This is a genomic window from Kocuria sp. UCD-OTCP (assembly GCF_000349605.1).
In the GTDB taxonomy this organism is placed as follows: domain Bacteria; phylum Actinomycetota; class Actinomycetes; order Actinomycetales; family Micrococcaceae; genus Kocuria; species Kocuria rosea.
On sequence record NZ_KB714683.1, the window covers coordinates 143521 to 161958 of the forward strand.

Genomic DNA, 18438 nt, shown 5'->3' on the forward strand with positions numbered 1-18438 from the left:
CGGGCGGCGACGCCCGGTGGTGCGGACTCGGTGCCGCGCTGCTAGCGGGCGGCCACCGGTGCGAGCTGACGGGTGTCCTGCTGGGCCGCCTGCTGCACGGCCTCGGCCACGGCCGGTGCCACGTGCTGGTCGAAGACACTGGGGACGATGTAGCTCGCGTTGAGCTCGTCCTCGGCCACGCAGTCGGCGATGGCCTGCGCGGCGGCGACCAGCATGTCGGTGGTGATGTCGGATGCCCCGGCGTCGAGCAGGCCGCGGAACAGGCCCGGGAAGGCCAGGACGTTGTTGATCTGGTTCGGGAAGTCCGAGCGGCCGGTCGCGACCACCGCGGCGTGCTCCGCGGCGACGCCGGGATCGATCTCGGGGTCGGGGTTGGCCATGGCGAAGACGATCGCGCGGTCGTTCATGGCGGCCACGTCGGCCCCGTCGAGCAGGTCGGGGGCGGAGACGCCGATGAAGACGTCGCTGCCCACCACGGCCTCCTTGAGCGAGCCGGAGAACCCGGTCTCGTTGGTGTTCTCGGCGATCCACTGCCGGTGCGGGTCGTCGTAGCTCTCCCCGCGGTGGATCGCGCCCTTGCGGGAGCAGGCGATGATGTCCTGCACTCCCTGGGCCTTGAGGAGCTGGATGATGGCGTGCCCTGCGGCGCCCACCCCGGAGACCACGACCTTGATGTCGCCGATCTGCTTGTCCACCACGCGCAGGGCGTTGAACAGCGCGGCCAGGGCCACGATCGCGGTGCCGTGCTGGTCGTCGTGGAAGACCGGGATGTCGAGCTCCTCGCGGAGCCGGGCCTCGATCTCGAAGCAGCGCGGGGCCGCGATGTCCTCGAGGTTGATCCCGCCGTAGACAGGCGCCATGGCCTTGACGATGCGCACGATCTCGTCGGTGTCCGTCGTGTCGAGGCAGACCGGCCACGCGTCCACGCCGGCGAACGCCTTGAACAGGGCGGCCTTGCCCTCCATGACCGGCAGGGCGGCGGCCGGGCCGATGTCGCCCAGGCCGAGCACCGCGGTGCCGTCGGTGACCACGGCCACCGTGTTGCGCTTGATCGTCAGCCGCCGGGCGTCCTCGGGGTTGTCGTGGATGGCCATGCAGACCCGGGCCACGCCGGGGGTGTAGGCGCGGGAGAGGTCGTCACGGTTGCGCAGCGAGACGCGGGGGGTGACCTCGATCTTGCCGCCGAGGTGGATCAGGAACGTGCGGTCGCTGATCTTGCGCACACGGACGCCGTCGAGCGCCTCGAGGGAGTCGCGCACCTCGTCGCGGTGGGAAGCGTCGGAGACGTTGCAGCTGACGTCGACGACGACGTGGTCTGCGTGGGACTCCACGATGTCGAGGGCGGTCACGGCCGCGCCGGCCCGAGCGGCGGCGGCGGCGAGCTCGCTGGTGACGGTGAGGCCTGCCGGGGCCTCCACACGCAGGATCATCGAGTATCCGGGACTGGGCGTGGCCATGGTTCCTCCAGGGGCTGTGGTGCGACCATTTCAGTCGCATCGTGGAATGAAACTTTCGTATTATGGATATTATGGGAGCCAGCCGAGGTTGGCAAGGATCTTTCGTGACACCTGTCACGGATCCGGCCACCGAGATCTCGCCCGGCGCACGAGGCGGCCGGGCTGTACCGACGGGAGATGGCCATGACCACGACGACCACACGAGCCGGTTCGGGCGGGGTGCAATCGGTGGAACGCGTTTTCGAGCTCCTCGAGGTGATCACCGCGGCCGGTGGGGAGATGTCGCTCAGCGAGCTCTCCGCCGCTGTGAAGCTTCCGCTGCCCACCATCCACCGGTTGCTGCGCACGCTGGTGCCCTCCGGCTACGTCCGTCAGCTCCCCAACCGCAACTACGCGCTGGGGCCGCGGCTGATCCTGCTGGGGGAGGCCGCCGGGCGGCAGTTCGGTTCGGCGGCCCGTTCGCGTCTGGACGAGCTGGTGGCCGAGCTCGGCGAGTCGGCGAACATGGCCGTGCTCGACGGCCATGAGGTCGTCTACATCGCCCAGGCCCAGTCCAACCGGTCCATGCGCATGTTCACGGAGGTGGGCCGCCGGGCCGACACCCACGACACCGGTGTGGGCAAGGCCATGCTCGCCACCCTGCCGGACGAACGGGTCCGTGCCATCGTGGGCGCGGCGGGCATGGCCACGCCCACGCCCAAGAGCATCGGGACCCTCGAGGAGCTGTTCGCGGACCTCGACCGGATCCGGGAGCGCGGTTACGCGATCGACGACGAGGAGACCGAGCTCGGCGTGCGCTGCTACGCGATGGCCGTGCCCGGGGCGCCGACCCCCACGGCGATCTCCGTCTCCGGACCGGTGTCCCGGGTGGACGAGGAGTTCGGCCGCCGGGCCGTGCCCGTGCTGCGCCGAGCGGCCGAGGCGATCGCCGCCGAGCTGATGCCCGTCACGGCCTGACTTCGTTTTCGAACAGTTTTTGTAGAAGTCCTGNACACCTCGAAAAACATTTTCGAAAAGTGCGGGATCAGGCGTCGCCGCCCGCGTTGCCGGTGGTGCCGGAGGTGACGTCGTCCAGGCGGTAGCGCTCGAACGCCCGGGCCGGGGCCCCGGCGTCCACCTCCCCGCGGTCGGCAAGCATCTGCAGCGCCCGCACCACGATGGAGTGCACGTCGATCCCGAACCAACGCCGAGCCGCGGCGCGGGTGTCCGAGAAGCCGAAGTCGTCGGCACCCAGGGTGGCGAAGTCGTTCGGCAGGTACTGCCGGATCCGGTCCGGCAGCTCCGAGACGAAGTCCGTGGAGGCGATGACGGGCCCTTCCGCCCCTGCGAGCTGCTGGGTCACGAAGGGCACCCGGCGCGGTGCTGCCGGGTTGCGGAACGCCTCCTGCTCGGCGGCCAGGCCGTCGCGGCGCAGCTCGTTCCAGGAGGTCACCGACCACACGTCGGCGGAGACCCCCCACTCCTCGGCCAGCACCTGCTGGGCCTGCAGGGCCCACGGCACCGACACGCCCGAGCCGAGCAGCTGCACCTTCGGGCCGGGGTGCGCGGAGCCGGCGACCCGGTGGATGCCGCGCACGATGCCCTCGACGTCGACGTCCTCCGGCTCGGCCGGCTGCTGGTAGGGCTCGTTGTAGACCGTCAGGTAGTACATGACGTTCGGGTCCGCCGAGTCCGGGCCGTACATCTGCTCGAGGCCGTGCCGGACGATGTGGGCGATCTCGTAGCCGTAGGCCGGGTCGTAGCTGCGCACGGCCGGGTTCGTGCCGGCGAGCACGGGGGAGTGGCCGTCGGCGTGCTGGAGGCCCTCGCCGGTGAGCGTGGTGCGCCCGGCGGTGGCCCCGATGATGAACCCGCGGGTCATCTGGTCGGCGGCGGCCCAGANGTGCTGGAGGCCCTCGCCGGTGAGCGTGGTGCGCCCGGCGGTGGCCCCGATGATGAACCCGCGGGTCATCTGGTCGGCGGCGGCCCAGAGGAGTCGCCGGTGCGCTGGAAGCCGAACATTGAGTAGAAGATGTAGAACGGCACCATGGGCTCGGCGTGGGTGGCGTAGGAGGTGCCGGCGGCGGTGAAGGCCGCGACGGCGCCGGCCTCGTTGATCCCCGGGTGGAGCAGGACGCCCTGTGGGGACTCCTTGTAGGCGAGCATCAGCTCGCGGTCCACGGAGAGGTAGTTCTGCCCGTTGGGGTTGTAGATCTTCGCCGTGGGGAAGAACGAGTCCATGCCGAAGGTGCNAGGTAGTTCTGCCCGTTGGGGTTGTAGATCTTCGCCGTGGGGAAGAACGAGTCCATGCCGAAGGTGCGGGCCTCGTCGGGGACGATGGGCACGATCCGGTGGCCGAAGTCCTTGCTCCGCATGAGATCCCGCAGGACGCGCACGAAGGCCATGGTGGTGGCCGCCATCTGCTTGCCCGATCCCTTCTTGCCGGACCGGTAGGCGTCGTCGCCGGGCAGCACCACGGGGGCGTGCTGGGCCCGGCGCACGGGCAGGCCTCCGCCCAGCTCCATGCGCCGCTCGAGAAGGTACCGGATCTCCGGGGCGTCGGGACCGGGGTGGTAGTACGGGGCGCCGTAGAGGTCGTCGTCGATCTGCTCGTCGGTGATCGGGATGCGCAGGTGGTCGCGGAAGGCCTTGAGGTCCTCCAGGGTCAGCTTCTTCATCTGGTGGGTCGCGTTGCGCGCCTCGAAGGAGGCGCCCAGGCCGTAGCCCTTCACCGTCATCGCGAGCACCACCGTGGGCTTGCCCCGGAACTCGGCGGCCGCCCGGTAGGCGGCGTAGACCTTGCGGTAGTCGTGGCCGCCGCGCTTGAGGGCCCAGATCTCGTCGTCGGTCATGTCCGCGACGAGCTCCTTGGTGGTGGTGGACCGGCCGAAGAAGTGGTCGCGGACGAACCCGCCGGACTCCGCCTTGAAGGTCTGGTAGTCCCCGTCGAGGGTCTCGTTCATGACCCGGACCAGCTCGCCGTCCGTGTCGGCCGCCAGCAGGGGGTCCCACTCCCGTCCCCACAGCACCTTGACCACGTTCCAGCCGGCGCCGCGGAAGAAGGCCTCGAGCTCCTGGACGATCTTGCCGTTGCCGCGCACCGGCCCNACCACGTTCCAGCCGGCGCCGCGGAAGAAGGCCTCGAGCTCCTGGACGATCTTGCCGTTGCCGCGCACCGGCCCGTCCAGGCGCTGCAGGTTGCAGTTGATCACGAAGTTGAGGTTGTCCAGCTTCTCGTTGGCGGCCAGCTGGAGGAGCCCGCGCGACTCCGGCTCGTCCATCTCGCCGTCGCCCAGGAACGCCCAGACCTGCTGGTCGGAGGTGTCCTTGATCCCGCGGTGGTGCAGGTAGCGGTTGAACTGCGCCTGGTAGATCGCGTTCATCGGCCCGATGCCCATCGAGACCGTGGGGAACTGCCAGAAGTCCGGCATGGACCGGGGGTGCGGATAGGACGGGATGCCGTTGCTGCCCTTGGACTTCTCCTGCCGGAACCCGTCCAGCTGCTCCTCGGTGAGCCGCCCCTCCAGGAACGCCCGGGCGTACATGCCCGGGGAGGCGTGGCCCTGGAAGAAGACCTGGTCCCCGCCGCCGGGATGGTCGGGGCCGCGGAAGAAGTGGTTGAAGCCGACCTCGTAGAGGGTGGCCGCGCCGGCGTAGGTGGAGATGTGCCCGCCCACGCCGATCTCGGGGCGCTGGGCCCGGTGCACCATCACGGCGGCGTTCCAGCGCAGCCAGCGGCGGTAGGTGCGCTCGATCTCCTCGTCGCCGGGGAACTCCGGCTCCTGGTCCACGGGGATCGTGTTCACGTAGTCCGTGGTGACCGTCGGCGCGGCCGGGCCAGCGGACCCGGGTCGTGGTGCCGATGACTGCAGGAGGTACTGCGTCCGCTCCCGCACCTGCTTCTCGACGAGGTCCTCGAAGGAACCCAGCCACTGCGCGGCTGCGGCCGATGTGCTGTCCGGGGCCTCGGGGGTCGGCCGGTTGCGGTGTTCAACCATGTGCTCAGGGGTCACGTCAACTCTTTCTCAGGGGTCATGGGTGGAGAAAGCCAGGGGTGGAGGAGAGGCGCGTCCGACCGGTCTTCTGCGGCGCCGGGATCCCCGGCGCCGCAGAAGACCGGTGGAGGTTCGTCGGCGGGTCAGTGTGCGGACGAGCCGCCGGAGCCGTCCTGGGGCTTGCAGACCCTGGTGTCGATGATCTCGCCGGCGGCGGTGATGACGGGCACCTCGTTGCCGTCGCAGTCCACGAGCTTGCCGTTCCTGACCGTGTCGCCCTCCTGGAGGTGGCCCTGCAGGTGCTCGATGCTCTCGTAGCGCACCGCGCGCACCGGGGCGTTGGCGAAGACGGAGCCGGTGCCCCGCGGTGGGTTGCCGGCGCGGAACTCGTTGAACAGGATGTTGAGCAGGATCGCCATCACGGCCGCCGAGCTGATGCCGGAGTGGAAGATCGTCTCGAACCAGGCCGGGAAGTTCGCGTAGATCTCGGGCACGGCGATGGGCAGCATGCCGAACCCGAGGGAGGTGGCCACGATGATCAGGTTGGCGCCGTTGCCGAAGTCCACCTTCGCCAGGGTGCGGATGCCGGAGGCGGCCACGCTGCCGAAGAGCACGATGCCGGCCCCGCCCAGCACGGGCGGCGGGACCGCCGCGACGACCCGCCCGAGCACGGGCAGCAGGCCGAGGGTCACGAGGATGAGGCCGCCGGCCGTGACCACGAAGCGGCTCTTGACGCCGGTGATGGCCACGAGCCCCACGTTCTGGGCGAAGGCGCTCTGGGTGAAGCCGTTGAAGAGGGGGGCCAGGGCGGAGGAGGCCATGTCCGCGCGCAGGCCGTCGGCGATGCGCTTCTTGTCGACCTTCGTGTCGACGATCTCGCCGACCGCGATGATGTCGGCGGTGGTCTCGGTGAGGGTCACGAGGATGACGATGAACATGGAGAGGATGGCCGCCACCTCGAACACGGGGGGACCGAAGGCCAGTGGCTGCGGGACGGCGAAGATGTCGCCGCTGAGCACCTGGCTGAAGTCCGCCATGCCCAGCGCCGCGGCCGCGGCCGTGCCGAGCACCAGGCCGATGAGGATGGAGAGCCGGGAGATGGCGGCGCTGCCCAGCTTGGAGAGCAGCATGATGATCAGCAGGGTCAGGCCGGCCAGGGCGATGTTGCCGACCGAGCCGTACTCGGGGGACTGCGCGTTGCCGCCCATGGCCCACCGGGCCGCCACCGGGAACAGCGTGAGGCCGATGGACGTGATCACCACGCCGGTGACGACCGGCGGGAAGAAGCGGATGATGCTCACGAAGAACGGTGTGATGAGGAAGCCGACGACCGAGGCGACGATGACGGCGCCGAAGACGGCCTGGATGCCGCCGCCGCTCTGGACGATCGCGGTCATGGTGGCCACGCCGGCGAAGGAGGTGCCCTGCACGAGCGGCAGCTGCGAGCCGAAGAACTTGAGGCCCCAGGACTGCAGGACCGTGGCGAGTCCGCCCACGAACAGCGAGGCCGCGATGAGCAGACCCTGCTCCTGCGGGGTCATGCCGGCGACCCCGCCGATGATGAGCGGCGGGGCGATGATGCCGCCGTACATGGTGAGCACGTGCTGCAGCCCGTAGCCGAGGCTGGCGCCCGCGCCGAGGTACTCGTCCTCGGGGCGGGCGCGGGTGGTGGTGGGCGGCTCGGCGGTGCGTGACCTGGCCATGGTGTTCTCCTAAGGATCCTGGTGACGGGAGAGACCCGGTGCCGGCGAAGGGGCGGGACCGGGGCGGAGCGAGGAGGTGGAGAGGTGCGCGATGCGCGGTGGGCGCCGCGGGGCGCCGGGTGAGCCGGCAGCGTGGGCGCCGCCCGCAGGAGGGTGCGGGGGTCCGCCGTCGTCGCGCACGGACGACGACGGACCCCGGCCGGTGCCGCCGTGGGCGGCACCGGGGAGTGCGGTGCTCAGCAGAAGCCTGCGATGCCCATCCAGGCGGACTCGTTCTCCGCGGCTCCCTTGCGCTGGATCGTGGCCTCGATGAGTCCGTAGGGGCGGTCGGCCGCCCAGTGGGTCTCCTTGTCGTTCTCGAGGCCGCAGAAGCCGAGGTCGTACACGAAGTGGTGCTTGTTCGGGCACGAGAACTTGATCTCGTCGATCTCCGGGTGGGCCTCGATGACAGCCTTGCCCATCAGGTAGAGGGTCTCCTGCAGGGCCTTGGAGTAGTGGTCGGTGAACTTGGTCAGGATGATCTTCTTGACGTTCTCGTAGACGGCGTCGTAGTCCACGTCGGTGGTGTTGTAGCGCCACCGGGTGGCCACGTCCGTGGACATGATCCGGTCCTCGGTCTCGGGCAGGACCGTGTACTTGTCCTTCGGGTAGCCCGTGAAGCCGGACTGCGTGGACTTCAGGACCGTGAGGTCCTTGAACCCGGAGATCACCGTGCGCTCCTCGCCGTCGGCGACGACCACCGCGGTGCGCACCTCGTCCTTGTGCTGCACGAAGCAGTGGTCGTGGTCGTTGATGCGGTTCCACGCGTACTCCTGGGCCGCCCAGCGACCACCGGTGATCCACTCGAACTCGCCGGTGAAGTGGTCGGCGAGCTTGAGCAGGAACTGCTCGGGGGACTCGATCCCGTACTGCTGGGCGAAGGCGAACACGGTCTGCTTCTGCGTGTCCGTGGGCACGCAGTGGGCGTTGTCGCCGAGGGTGTGCACCTCCTCCAGGTCGCCGCGCAGCTGCGAGGTGACCACGAGGTCGCGGATCTCGTGGCGGTCGGTGTCGCGGTTGATGCGCACCACGTGGTTCTCGGCCTTGCCGTACTGGTTCTTGCCCAGGACGACGGTGTCCGTGGTCTTCTCGGTGATGACGTCGGTCATGACGTTTCTCCTTGCACTCGAGGTTTCTGCTGATCGGGGCGGTCGAAGACGGGCTGACCCGTCGACTCCTGGGTCAACTGCCCCGGTAGGTGGAAAAGGCGAACGGGCTCAGCAGGAGCGGCACGTGGTAGTGCCTCTCCTCGGCCTGCACCGTGAAGTTCACCGTCACGAACGGGTAGAACGTCGGCTGGTTCCGGCCGGCGAAGTACTGTCCCGTGGCGAAGGTGATCCGGTAGTCGCCGGATTCCAGGGTCTCTGGGCCCAGTTCGGGCACGCGTCCGTCGGCGTTGGTCTCGGCGGTCGCGATGGAGGTGCCGTCGGCGGCCTCGAGGGCCACGGCGATCCCCTGGGCGGGGGTGCCGGTGACGGAGTCGAGGACGTGGGCGGTGACGTAGCTCATGGGGTGACGAGTCCTTCGAGTCGGAGGAGGGCGATCTGGCGCAGCTGGTCGGCGACCACGGCCTGCTCCGTCCCGGGGTCGTTGTCCATGCGGGTGGAGAGCTGGTCGAGGATCTCCTCGGGTGTGCGCCCGGCGGCGCGGATGAGGAACACCTGGCCGAACCGCTCCTCGTAGGCGAGGTTGCCCTCGCGCAGGCGCTGCTGGACGTCGGTGTCCGTGGGGTCGACCGCGGACTGCTCCGCTCGCGACAGCCCGGCCTCCGCGTGGTCGCCCTCGGCCCGTTCGCCGATGCGAGGGTGGTGGGACAGGGCTCTCTCGATCTCCTCGGCGCCGAACGGTTTCGCGGCCGTCCGGGCCGTGCTGAGCAGGGCATCATGGTGGGCGTAGGGCCGGGCGTCGACCACGGCCTCCACCCAGCGCGGGATGTCGAGCGCCGGACGGACGACCTCGGCCGCCTGGGTCCTGTTGAGGGAGTTGAACGCGGTGAGCTTCATGGAGTGTGCCTGTCACCTCTCTGTATTCCGTAATGTGGAAGAAAACTTTCACTACGTATAGTGAACTGGCTCACAAGCTGGAAGTCAATGGTCGCATCCTTGTGTTACTGATTTTTTGCAGAGAGATGCCGGGAGTGAAACTTCGGTTTCACCGCGGGGCAGGAGGATTGCGGCCATGCCGAGGGAGTGCGGAAGGAACGTCATGGATGGAGCAGGGGATCGGCACGGCGGTCCGGGTGCGGAGGACAAGGTGCTCGTGGTGACGGGAGCCGGTTCGGGGATCGGCCGCGCGGTGGCGCGCGCCTTCCTGGCGGCCGGGTGGGTGGTGGTGCTGGCCGGCCGGCGGCGTGCCGCCCTGGTGGAGACCGCCGCCGGGGCGCCGGGCGCCCGGATCGTCCCGGTGGATGTGGCCGACGCCGAGAGCGTGGCCTCGGCCTTCCGGGAGATCGAGGAGCTGACCGGGCGGATCGACGTCCTGTTCAACAACGCGGGCACGTTCGGGCCCCGCGGCGGGGCGGACGAGATCGATCCCGCGGAGTGGCAGCGCACCCTGGAGGTCAACCTCACCGGCACGTTCCTGTGCTCGGCGCAGGCCGTCCGGATCATGAAGCGGCAGCAGCCCCGGGGTGGGCGGATCATCAACAACGGCTCGATCTCCGCGCACGCGCCCCGGCCCCTGTCCGCGGCCTACACCGCGAGCAAGCACGCCGTCACCGGCCTCACCCGGTCCCTGGACCTGGACGGGCGCCCCTACGGCATCACCTGCGGGCAGATCGACATCGGCAACGCGGCCACGGAGCTGCTGGCGGGCCTGGGCACGGACGGCGGCGCCCTACAGGCCGACGGCACGCTGCGACCGGAACCGAGCTTCCCCGTCGAAGAGGTGGGGCGGGCGGTGCTGATGATGGCCGAGCTGCCCGCCTCCGCCACGGTGAACTCGCTCGTGCTGACCGCCTCGGGGATGCCGTTCGCCGGCCGCGGCTGACGGATCGGTGCCGCACTCCGCGCCGGGGACCTCCGCGACGCTGTCTCCGCGACACTGTCTCCAGGGGGCGCCCGTTCTCGCGATCCCTCTTGACGAGCGCCCCAGGAGGCACTAATTTCATATTGTGGAAACTTAATTCCATAGTACGAATCCTGGAGGAACCCGTGAACTACACCGCGCCGTCGCCCGCACCCGCGATCTTCTGCAACTACACCGCCATCGACTGCGACCCGGACCTCAGCCGCCCGCTGCACCGGCACCGGCGGACCGCACCGCTGTGGGCGCTCGCGGTGTCCTCGGCCTGCGTGGGCGCGATGGTGGGCCGCGCGGCCGCTCGACGCCTCCCGTAACCACGTCCTCCAGGAGCCGGTGCAGACCAGCGCGCCGGCTCGCTCCACCGATCCACCCCTCGAGGAGAACCCATGACCCAGCAGATCCGGACCGGCCGGCAGGCCCCCGACCTCGCACTGACCGACCACGAAGGACAGCAGGTCCGGCTCTCCGAGCTGCGCGACCACAAGGTGATCGTCTACTTCTATCCCAAGGCCTTCACCCCCGGCTGCACCTCCGAGGCGTGCGACTTCCGGGACAGCCTCGCCTCGCTCCAGCACTTGGGCTACACCGTGCTCGGGGTCTCCGGGGACGACCCCGAGACCCTGTCCCGATTCGCCGAGGAGTACCACCTTCCCTACCGGCTGCTCTCCGACCCCGACGGTCAGGCCGCCCGGGCATGGGGTGCCTGGGGGGAGAAGACGGTCAACGGGGAGACCCGGACCGGCCCGCTCCGCTCGACCTTCGTCATCGAGCAGGACGGCACCGTGAGCTCCGCGGAGTACAACGTCCAGGCCGAGGGCCACGTCAAGAGCCTGCGGGAGCGGCTGGGCGCCTGAGCCGCACCGGTCGTCGGACCCGGATGGGCTCAGGCCCGGAAGGTCAGCTCGGTGCAGAGGTCGTCGCCGAGCACGAAGCGGCGCACCGGGGCGCGCAGCGCCCCGGAGAGGTGGTCCGCGCCGGGGAACCGGATGCCGGGCACCCCGTCCCCGATGAGCATGGGCGCGGTGGTGAGGTAGAGACGGTGCAGCGTCCCGGCCGCGAGGAACCCCGAGACGGTGCGCCCGCCGCCCTCCACGAGCACCCGCCGCAGGCCCCGCCGGGCCAGCGCCTCGAGCACGGCCCGGGGTGCCAGCCCGTGCTCGCCCACGGGCACCCGCAGCACCGCGACGTGCGGCGCCGGCGCCGTGGGCGCGTCCGCGTCCTCGCCCACGACCCACAGCGTGGGCGCGGCTCCGTCCGTGAGCACGGCCGAGGTCAGAGGGGCGCGCGCCGAGGGGTCCAGGACCACCCGGGTGGGATGGGGGCCGGGCACGGCGCGGACGGTCAGCCGGCAGTCGTCGGCGACCACGGTGCCGACGCCCACGACCACGGCCTCCACAAGTGCGCGCAACCGGTGCAGGTGCTCCCGGTCCTCCGGGCCGGTCACGAACTCGGCGTGCCCGGTGCGCGAGGCGATGAACCCGTCCAGGCTCTGTCCCAGCTGGGCGAGGACGAGGGGGCCCCGGTGCGCCACGAGCGGTCCGTAGCGTTCGACGAGCTCCGCCCCCGGCGGCGGAACGGGGCCGGTCCGGCCGGCGAGCAGCGCCTCCCAGGCGGCGGCGGGGGAGGCGTCCGGGGCGGCCGGGCCGGAGGCGTCGTCGTCCGCGGGCGGTGGGGCGGCCCCGGTGCCGCGGGGCGCGGAGCTGTCGGTCACGGCTTCGGTCACGGGGTCAGTCCCGGGCGAGGAACCGGTCCCGTGCCGTCTCCGCGGCGATGGCCCGCAGGCGGTCGTACTGGTCGGCGGCCCCGGCCTCGAGGGTCCTCAGCTCCTCGGCGTCGAGGCGCGGCTCGGCGGGGGCGAGCTCCAGGAGCGTGACCCACATGCTGCGCTTGGCGACCACCAGGGACTGCAGCATCTCGAGCTCACCGTGGGCGGCGATGCCGGTCCGCTCCCGGATCCGGCTCAGCGGATTGAGCCGGGAGGCAATGCCGGTGACGGTTCCGAGCCCCTTGGCCACCGTGCGCCGGCCGGAGCCCAGACGGTCGATCATCGCCTCGAGGCGGCCGATGTCGTCCTTGATCTCGTCGACGAACGCCGCGAACCGGCCCTCGTAGGGGGTGCCGGCCCACGTGGTGGCCGCCTCGTCGAAGAGCCGCACCCCGGAGAGGGCCCCCATGTAGTGCCCGAGCATGTAGGCCTCGAGCTTGTCGGACCGGACTCCGGCGCCCGCGGCGCCGTTCGGGCCGGTGGGCGGCTGCTCGCTCATCTGCTACTCCTCGCTCGTGGGAAGGGCGTCGCCGGGGCCCAGCACGGATCTCCCCGGGGCCACCAGCCTACTGACTCCGTCCCCCTCGCGGCAGGAGGGGTGCGGCGGGACGGGGTGCGGGGCCGCCGGGCCGGGCGGAAACCATAAGGGATGTGACTATCATGGGGCGCATGACTGAGAACGCGAGCGGATCCCCGGACCCCGACGAGCAGCAGACCATCGGCGCCTCCAGCCCTGAGCCGGGCAGCGGGCTCGACCGCGACCCGGACGAGTGGGCCACCGGCGAGGAGCCGATGACCAGCGCGCAGCGCAGCTACCTCGACACCCTGGCCCGCGAGGCCGGCGAGGAGCTGCCGGCGGACCTCACCAAGGCCGAGGCGTCCAAGCACATCGACCGCCTGCAGGGCGAGAGCGGCAGGGTCCAGGACCAGTAGGTCCTGCACCGGCGGAGGGGGAGCACCGTGAAGATCGTCGTTCTGGGAGCCACGGGCAACGTGGGCACCGCGGTGCTCCGCCGGCTGCACGCCGCGCCGGAGGTCACCCACATCGTCGGGGTCTCCCGCGAGGGGCCCGAGCGGGGCGGGGAGCCCTACGACGGCGTGGAGTGGCACACCGTCGACGTCGCCGCGAAGGAGTCCACCGCGGCGCTGGCGGAGATCATGGCCGGCGCGGACGCCGTGATCCACCTCGTGTGGCTCATCCGCCCGAACCGGGACTTCGCGCTGATGCACGAGACGAACGTGGACGGCCTCGTCCACGTGCTCGACGCCGTGGTGCTCGCCGGCGTGCCCCAGATCGTCTACCCCTCCTCGCTCGGCGCCTACAGCCCCGGCCCCAAGGACCGGGCCGTGGACGAGTCCTGGCCGGTCGGCGGGGTCGAGACCTCGCACTACAACGTGCAGAAGGCCGAGACGGAGGCGCTGCTCAACCGGTTCGAGGAGGCCCACCCCGGGATCGTGGTGACCCGGCTGCGGCCCGGCTTCCTGTTCCAGGCGGACGCCGCCCCCGAGATCGGGGACTACTTCTTCGGCGCCCTCGTGCCCAGGAAGCTCATCGCCCGGCTGCGCCTGCCCGTGCTGCCGTTCCCCGAGAAGTTCCGCTTCCAGACGCTGCACACCGACGACGTCGCGGACGCGTTCTGGCAGGTCGTCCAGCACCGGGCCGGCGGGGCGTTCAACGTCGCCGCCGAGCCGGTGCTCGGCGCCGACGGCGTGGCGAAGGTGCTCGGCGCCCGGCGCGTGCTGCCCGTGCCGCCGGCCCTGGTGCGCGCGCTCGTGGCGATCACCTACCGGCTGCGGCTGCAGCCCACCGACCCCGGATGGATCGACCTGGCCGGCGCCGTGCCGATCATGGACACCACGCGGATCCGCGAGGTCACCGGCTGGTCGGAGAGCGTGAGCTCGCTCGAGGCGCTGCGGGAGCTCGTCGACAACCTGGACGGCCGGGAGGGCCTGGGCAACAAGGAGCACCGGCCACGGTCGCCGCTGGTCTGACCGCGCCGGCCCCGCCGGGCGGGTCCGTGGACCGGGACGTCCCGCGGGTCAGCGGTCCCGGCGCCGGAGCACGGCCAGCACCGCGCTGATCAGCACCATGGCGCAGGCCGCGCCGACCGCGGCGGCGAACGCGCCCCGGTGCCCGGCGGTCTCGGCCAGGAGCCCGGCCGACGCCGCGCCCACGGCGGAGCCGAGGACCACGCCGCTCGCGAGCATCGTCATGACCGTGCCCAGCCGCTCCGGCCGGGCGACGTCCCCGCCGATGGTGTAGATCGTGACCATGGCGGGCCCCAGCGGCAGACCGGCGAGCAGCAGCACCACGAGCATCGACCCGATCCCGCTCGGCAGCAGGAACAGCAGGCTCAGGGCGGCCATGGCGCCGGAGCTGACCAGCCAGCGGGAGGCGGGCCGGAAGCGCTGCGGCCACCACGCCACCGACAAGGCCGCGGCCGCCGAGCTGATGCCGAGCACGGCGTAGAGCAGACCGGTCGCGCTCTGGATCCCGAACTCGCCGCCGAAGGCGTTGAGACCGTTCTGCACGGCGCCGAAGAACGCGCCCATGGCCACCATCCCCAGGACGGGGAGCAGCACGAGGACCCGCTCCCGGACGGGAACGGGACGGGCCGCCGCCCGGCGCCGGTCCTCCCGGGAGACGGCCGGGACCGCCAGGCGCGTGGGGTGCACGGCGAAGGTCGTGACCATGGTGAGGGTCAGGGCGGCCGCGAGGACGAAGGGGGACCAGGGGGCGACCAGGGAGGCCAGGACACCGACCAGGGCCGGGCCGAGCACGAAGGTCAGCTCGTCGGCGGTGGACTCGTAGGACAGGGCGGTGTCCAGCTCGCGCCGGTTCCCGCCGACCAGGCCGCGCCACCGCACCCGGGCCAGCGGGCCGACCTGGGGGCAGGTGGCGCCCACGAGCAGGGACGCGCCGACGAGCAGCGGCACGGCCGGCGCGTCCGGGCCCGCGGGGGCGTAGGCGGTGACCAGCAGCAGCGCGATGGCCACGGCGTGGGCGAGGGCGGAGACCAGCAGCACGGCCTGCTGGCCCAGGCGGTCGGCGAGGTGGCCCATCAGGGGCCCGCCCAGCGCCGAGCCGACCCCGACGGCGCCGGCGGCCAGCCCTCCGACGACGTAGGAGCCGCTGACGGCGGTGGCGAGGGTGAGCGCCCCGACGGTGAGCATGGCCAGGGGCAGGCGGGCCGCGAAGGCGATCGGCAGGAAGTCGCGCCCGGCGAGCTGCACGAGCCGGGCGTACCGGCCGCCGGACGAGGGCGTCGTCCGGCGGCCGGTGTCGTGCGGGGCGGCCGCGGGGTGCTCCGCGGCGGGGGCCGGGGCGGCGGGCACGCGGGCCGCGCGCTCGGCCGTGGAAGGGGTGGTCAGGGGGTTCACAGGGGTCCTCGGAGGATGTGCGCACCGTCCCCCCTCCCGGTGCGCCCGACCCGGACAACAGGGTCCAGTCTACCGCCCGGACGCCCCGCTGCCAGGGGCGGCGGACCGGCCGCCGTAGGTGATCTCCGCCGCGCCCACGGCCGAGGCCACGTACAGGCAGGGGCGGTCGTCGGGGACGGCGGCGCAGACGGTGGCCGCCGTCAGGTCCTCGGGGTCGCGGTCGTCCGCGCCGGCGACCGCGGGGGTCCACCAGTCGGCGTCCGGGACCGCGGCCTCGACGGCCCCCGCCCGGGTCGTGACGGCCACGCGCCGCGGGGCCTCGCCCACGAGCCGGACCTCGGTGGCCCCGACCTCGGTGTGCACGTCCAGGTCCTCGCGGACCCGGATCCCGTCGAGGTCCACCGCGCCGACCTCCGAGGACGCCCACAGGGTGCGGGCGCTGCCGCTCGCCTCGATCACGCCGGCCTCCGTGTCGAGCCGGACGTCGCCGAAGTCGCCCTCGACGCTCAGGGCGCCGGCGTCCCCGGAGAGCCGCAGGTCCACGGGCTCGTCCGCGGCCGGGACGGTGATCCGCACGTGCATCCCGCTGCCGGCGCCCGGCCAGGAGCGGGACGGGAGGGCGTCGATGCTCAGCCGGCCGTCCTCGACCCGGGGCTCGGGGGCGCTCTCGAGCCTGAACCCGGCGTACACGGACTCCACCCGCAGATCGGGCACGTCGGCCGTCACGACCTCGACGACCGCCGACCGGCCGTCGACCACGACCGTGTCCACGGACTCGGTCACGGTGGTGTCCACCCGGTGCTCCTGGACGGACAGGGACGCGGCGGCGGTGGCGCCGCCGGCGCCCAGCAGGAGGAGGGCGCCGATGCCGCCGAGCACGGCGGTGGGGACGAGCCAGGCCGTGCGCTCGTTGTCGCTGACGACGTCGTGGGAGGAGTCGTGGGCGGCGGGGTGCTCGGGGTGGGTGCTCATGGCCGGTGCTCCTGGTGGGACGGGTTTGCGGACGGGGTGTGGCCGGGCCCGGGGTCCGGGTAGCCGAGGTAGCGCAGGACCGCACGGACGCGGCGGTTGCCGCCGTCCTCGTGGGCGAGGCCCAGCTTGGTGAACACGGAGCGGATGTGCTTCTCCACCGAGGACTCGGTGAGGAAGAGGTTCGCGGCGACCGAGGCGTTGGAGAGCCCCTGGGCCATGAGCCCGAGCACCTCGTGCTCCCGCGGGGAGAGGAGCTCCAGGTCCTGACGGTGCCGCGAGCGCACGAGCAGCTGGGAGACGACCTCCGGGTCCAGGACGGTGCCGCCCGCGCCCACGGTCTCCACGGACTCGAGGAACTGGTCGACGTCCGCGACCCGGTCCTTGAGCAGGTACCCCAGCCCGTCCCGGCGGGACGCGATGAGCTCCGAGGCGTAGCGCTCCTCGACGTACTGCGAGAGCACGAGCACCGCGATCCGCGGGTGCTGGGAGCGGACGAGGACGGCGGCGCGGATGCCCTCGTCCGTGAACGTCGGCGGCAGCCGCACGTCCACGAGGGCGAAGTCCGGCTCGTGCTCCTCGACGGCCCGGAGCAGGTCCTCCGCGGTGTCGACGTCGGCGACCACCTCGTGGCCGGCCTCGGTGAGCAGGCGGACGAGGCCCGCGCGCAGGAGGACGGCGTCCTCGGCGATGACGATGCGCATCAGGATCCCGCCCCCCGGTCGACCGGCAGCTCGACGGTCAGCTCGGTCGGCCCGCCCGCGGGGGAGTCGAGGAAGAAGTGCCCGCCCGCGGAGCGGATCCGGTCGGCGATCCCGGACAGGCCGCCGCCGGGGACCACCACGGCGCCGCCGCGGCCGTCGTCGGCGATCCGGGCGACCACGCGGGTGCCTCCCGCGGGATCGGTCTCGAGGCCCACCCGCACCGACGCGGCGCCGGCCTGGGCGTGCTTGACAATGTTGGCGATGCCCTCGGAGACCGCGAAGTACACGGCGGCCTCGGTCTCCGGCGCCAGCCGCGGCACCCGCACGTCCACGGCGACCGGGACGGGGGACTGGGCGGCCACGGCGGAGAGGGCGGCGTCGAGGCCCCGGTCCTCCAGGACCGCCGGGTGGAAGCCCCGAGCCAGGCGGCGCAGCTCGGCGATCGCGGCCTTGGTGGTGGCATGCGCCTCCCCGATGAGGTCCTTGGCCCCGGCGGGGTCGTGGTCGATCCGGCGCTGGGCCATCGACAGGTTCATGGCCACGGACACGAGCTGGGGCTGCACGCCGTCGTGCAGATCCCGTTCGATCCGGGACCGCTCGGTGCGGGCGCCGCGGACGGCGGTCTCGCGGGCGGCCGCGGCCTCGGCGGCCCGGCGGCGCAGCTCCGCCGCCTCGTCCACCCGAAGCAGCAGCCGGGACAGGCCCCGGTGCGCGGCCACGGCGAGGACCACGACGAGCAGCCCGAGGAGGGCCAGGGTGATCCCGGTCAGGACCACGGCCCAGTCCGGCCACGTCCCGACCACCTCGGAGGGCCAGAGCGGGTTGTTCGGCGCCGCGTAGAGCGGCGCGAAGGCCAGGGCGACGGCGGCGCCGGTGCCGGCCAGGGCCGCCACGGCGACCCAGCCCAGGACCGTGGTGAGGAGCAGGTGCAGCAGTCCCGTCCAGAACGCGGCGTCGGAGACGTCCAGCCACCACTGGTGGACGATCCGCCAACCGTCGGTGCGGGGCGAGCGGCGCCGGCGCGGGCCAGGCAGGTGCAGCCCGAACGCCGCCTGCGTGCGGCGGCGCTCGACCCACTCGATCCCGCGGACCGCGTAGATCGCGGCCACGAGCAGGACCACGCCCACCAGGGCGGCGAGCGAGGCGAAGCCGGCGGAGACCAGGGAGACCAGGGCCGTCAGCCACAGCGTGCCGAGCGCGGCGTCCACCACGAGGTCGGTGGTGCCGAAGAACAGGGTCCTGGGGGACCACGGTCCCCACTCCCGGGACCGGGCCCCGGCGGCGGGGCCCGCGGGCCGGGAACCGCCTGCGGGGCGGGGGGCGTCGTCCGGGGTCCCACGACCGCTGCCGGGATCGGTGCCGGGGCTGCCCCACGGTACGGGTGGAAGGGGCCGGGTCTCGTGCGGTGTGCTCATGCCTTCA

General features: G+C 72.2%; 17 protein-coding genes and 1 pseudogene. 6 read left to right on the forward strand and 12 right to left on the reverse strand.

Annotated features, from left to right (window positions below; all coding sequences use genetic code 11):
* Window positions 1-41 precede the first annotated feature (41 nt).
* Window positions 42-1457: an NAD-dependent malic enzyme gene (locus tag H488_RS34285; RefSeq protein ID WP_031283721.1), complete on the reverse strand. Its 1416-nt coding sequence runs from the start codon at window positions 1455-1457 to the stop codon at window positions 42-44.
* A gap of 183 nt (window positions 1458-1640) precedes the next feature.
* Between H488_RS34285 and H488_RS34290 the strand changes: the two genes are divergently transcribed.
* Complete coding sequence (locus tag H488_RS34290) at window positions 1641-2414, forward strand: IclR family transcriptional regulator (protein ID WP_031283722.1); 774 nt, start codon at window positions 1641-1643, stop codon at window positions 2412-2414.
* A 67-nt stretch (window positions 2415-2481) separates the two neighbouring features.
* Here H488_RS34290 and H488_RS34295 read toward each other — a convergent pair.
* From H488_RS34295 to uraD, 5 genes and pseudogenes are all read right to left on the reverse strand, one after another.
* A pseudogene (locus H488_RS34295) lies at window positions 2482-5434 on the reverse strand (pyruvate dehydrogenase (acetyl-transferring), homodimeric type).
* A gap of 140 nt (window positions 5435-5574) precedes the next feature.
* Window positions 5575-7134, reverse strand: coding sequence for a nucleobase:cation symporter-2 family protein (locus tag H488_RS34300; RefSeq protein WP_017834774.1), 1560 nt, complete (start codon window positions 7132-7134; stop codon window positions 5575-5577).
* A gap of 236 nt (window positions 7135-7370) precedes the next feature.
* Window positions 7371-8282, reverse strand: a complete 912-nt coding sequence (gene pucL, locus H488_RS34305) for a factor-independent urate hydroxylase (RefSeq protein WP_017834775.1) — start codon at window positions 8280-8282, stop codon at window positions 7371-7373.
* Window positions 8283-8355: 73 nt separating this feature from the next.
* Complete coding sequence (gene uraH, locus H488_RS34310; protein ID WP_017834776.1) at window positions 8356-8682, reverse strand: hydroxyisourate hydrolase; 327 nt, start codon at window positions 8680-8682, stop codon at window positions 8356-8358.
* Window positions 8679-9176, reverse strand: a complete 498-nt coding sequence (uraD, locus tag H488_RS34315) for a 2-oxo-4-hydroxy-4-carboxy-5-ureidoimidazoline decarboxylase (protein WP_017834777.1) — start codon at window positions 9174-9176, stop codon at window positions 8679-8681. Before uraD ends, uraH begins: the two co-directional genes overlap by 4 nt.
* Before the next feature lie 202 nt (window positions 9177-9378).
* On the opposite strand from uraD, the gene H488_RS34320 reads away from it, so the two are divergent.
* The 3 genes from H488_RS34320 (at window position 9379) to bcp (ending at window position 11051) form a co-directional block, all read left to right on the forward strand.
* On the forward strand, window positions 9379-10161 hold the full coding sequence (locus tag H488_RS34320) for an SDR family oxidoreductase (RefSeq protein WP_043739609.1): 783 nt from the start codon (window positions 9379-9381) through the stop codon (window positions 10159-10161).
* 164 nt (window positions 10162-10325) lie between these two features.
* Complete coding sequence (locus H488_RS34325; RefSeq protein ID WP_017834779.1) at window positions 10326-10511, forward strand: hypothetical protein; 186 nt, start codon at window positions 10326-10328, stop codon at window positions 10509-10511.
* A gap of 72 nt (window positions 10512-10583) precedes the next feature.
* Window positions 10584-11051 (forward strand): thioredoxin-dependent thiol peroxidase, encoded by a 468-nt coding sequence (gene bcp / locus H488_RS34330; RefSeq protein ID WP_017834780.1) that lies wholly within the window; start codon window positions 10584-10586, stop codon window positions 11049-11051.
* A 29-nt stretch (window positions 11052-11080) separates the two neighbouring features.
* Here bcp and H488_RS34335 read toward each other — a convergent pair whose 3' ends face one another.
* Together H488_RS34335 and H488_RS34340 are read right to left on the reverse strand one after the other, a co-directional pair.
* Window positions 11081-11920, reverse strand: a complete 840-nt coding sequence (locus H488_RS34335; RefSeq protein ID WP_017834781.1) for a RibD family protein — start codon at window positions 11918-11920, stop codon at window positions 11081-11083.
* A gap of 4 nt (window positions 11921-11924) precedes the next feature.
* Entirely contained in the window at window positions 11925-12461 is a 537-nt protein-coding gene (locus tag H488_RS34340) for a hypothetical protein (RefSeq protein WP_017834782.1), read from the reverse strand.
* Between the two features lie 170 nt (window positions 12462-12631).
* On the opposite strand from H488_RS34340, the gene H488_RS34345 reads away from it, so the two are divergent.
* Complete coding sequence (locus H488_RS34345) at window positions 12632-12895, forward strand: DUF3072 domain-containing protein (protein ID WP_017834783.1); 264 nt, start codon at window positions 12632-12634, stop codon at window positions 12893-12895.
* Between the two features lie 27 nt (window positions 12896-12922).
* Complete coding sequence (locus H488_RS34350; protein WP_017834784.1) at window positions 12923-13954, forward strand: NAD-dependent epimerase/dehydratase family protein; 1032 nt, start codon at window positions 12923-12925, stop codon at window positions 13952-13954.
* A 48-nt stretch (window positions 13955-14002) separates the two neighbouring features.
* Here H488_RS34350 and H488_RS34355 read toward each other — a convergent pair whose 3' ends face one another.
* The 4 genes from H488_RS34355 to H488_RS34370 form a co-directional block, all read right to left on the reverse strand.
* Window positions 14003-15343, reverse strand: coding sequence for an MFS transporter (locus tag H488_RS34355; RefSeq protein WP_017834785.1), 1341 nt, complete (start codon window positions 15341-15343; stop codon window positions 14003-14005).
* 69 nt (window positions 15344-15412) lie between these two features.
* Window positions 15413-16315, reverse strand: a complete 903-nt coding sequence (locus H488_RS34360; RefSeq protein WP_017834786.1) for a hypothetical protein — start codon at window positions 16313-16315, stop codon at window positions 15413-15415.
* The gene (locus H488_RS34365) at window positions 16312-17016 is read right to left on the reverse strand and encodes a response regulator transcription factor (RefSeq protein WP_017834787.1); all 705 of its coding nucleotides are present in this window, start codon (window positions 17014-17016) and stop codon (window positions 16312-16314) included. Before H488_RS34365 ends, H488_RS34360 begins: the two co-directional genes overlap by 4 nt.
* Window positions 17016-18431 (reverse strand): sensor histidine kinase, encoded by a 1416-nt coding sequence (locus tag H488_RS34370; protein WP_081615856.1) that lies wholly within the window; start codon window positions 18429-18431, stop codon window positions 17016-17018. Before H488_RS34370 ends, H488_RS34365 begins: the two co-directional genes overlap by 1 nt.
* Between the last annotated feature and the right edge of the window lie 7 nt (window positions 18432-18438).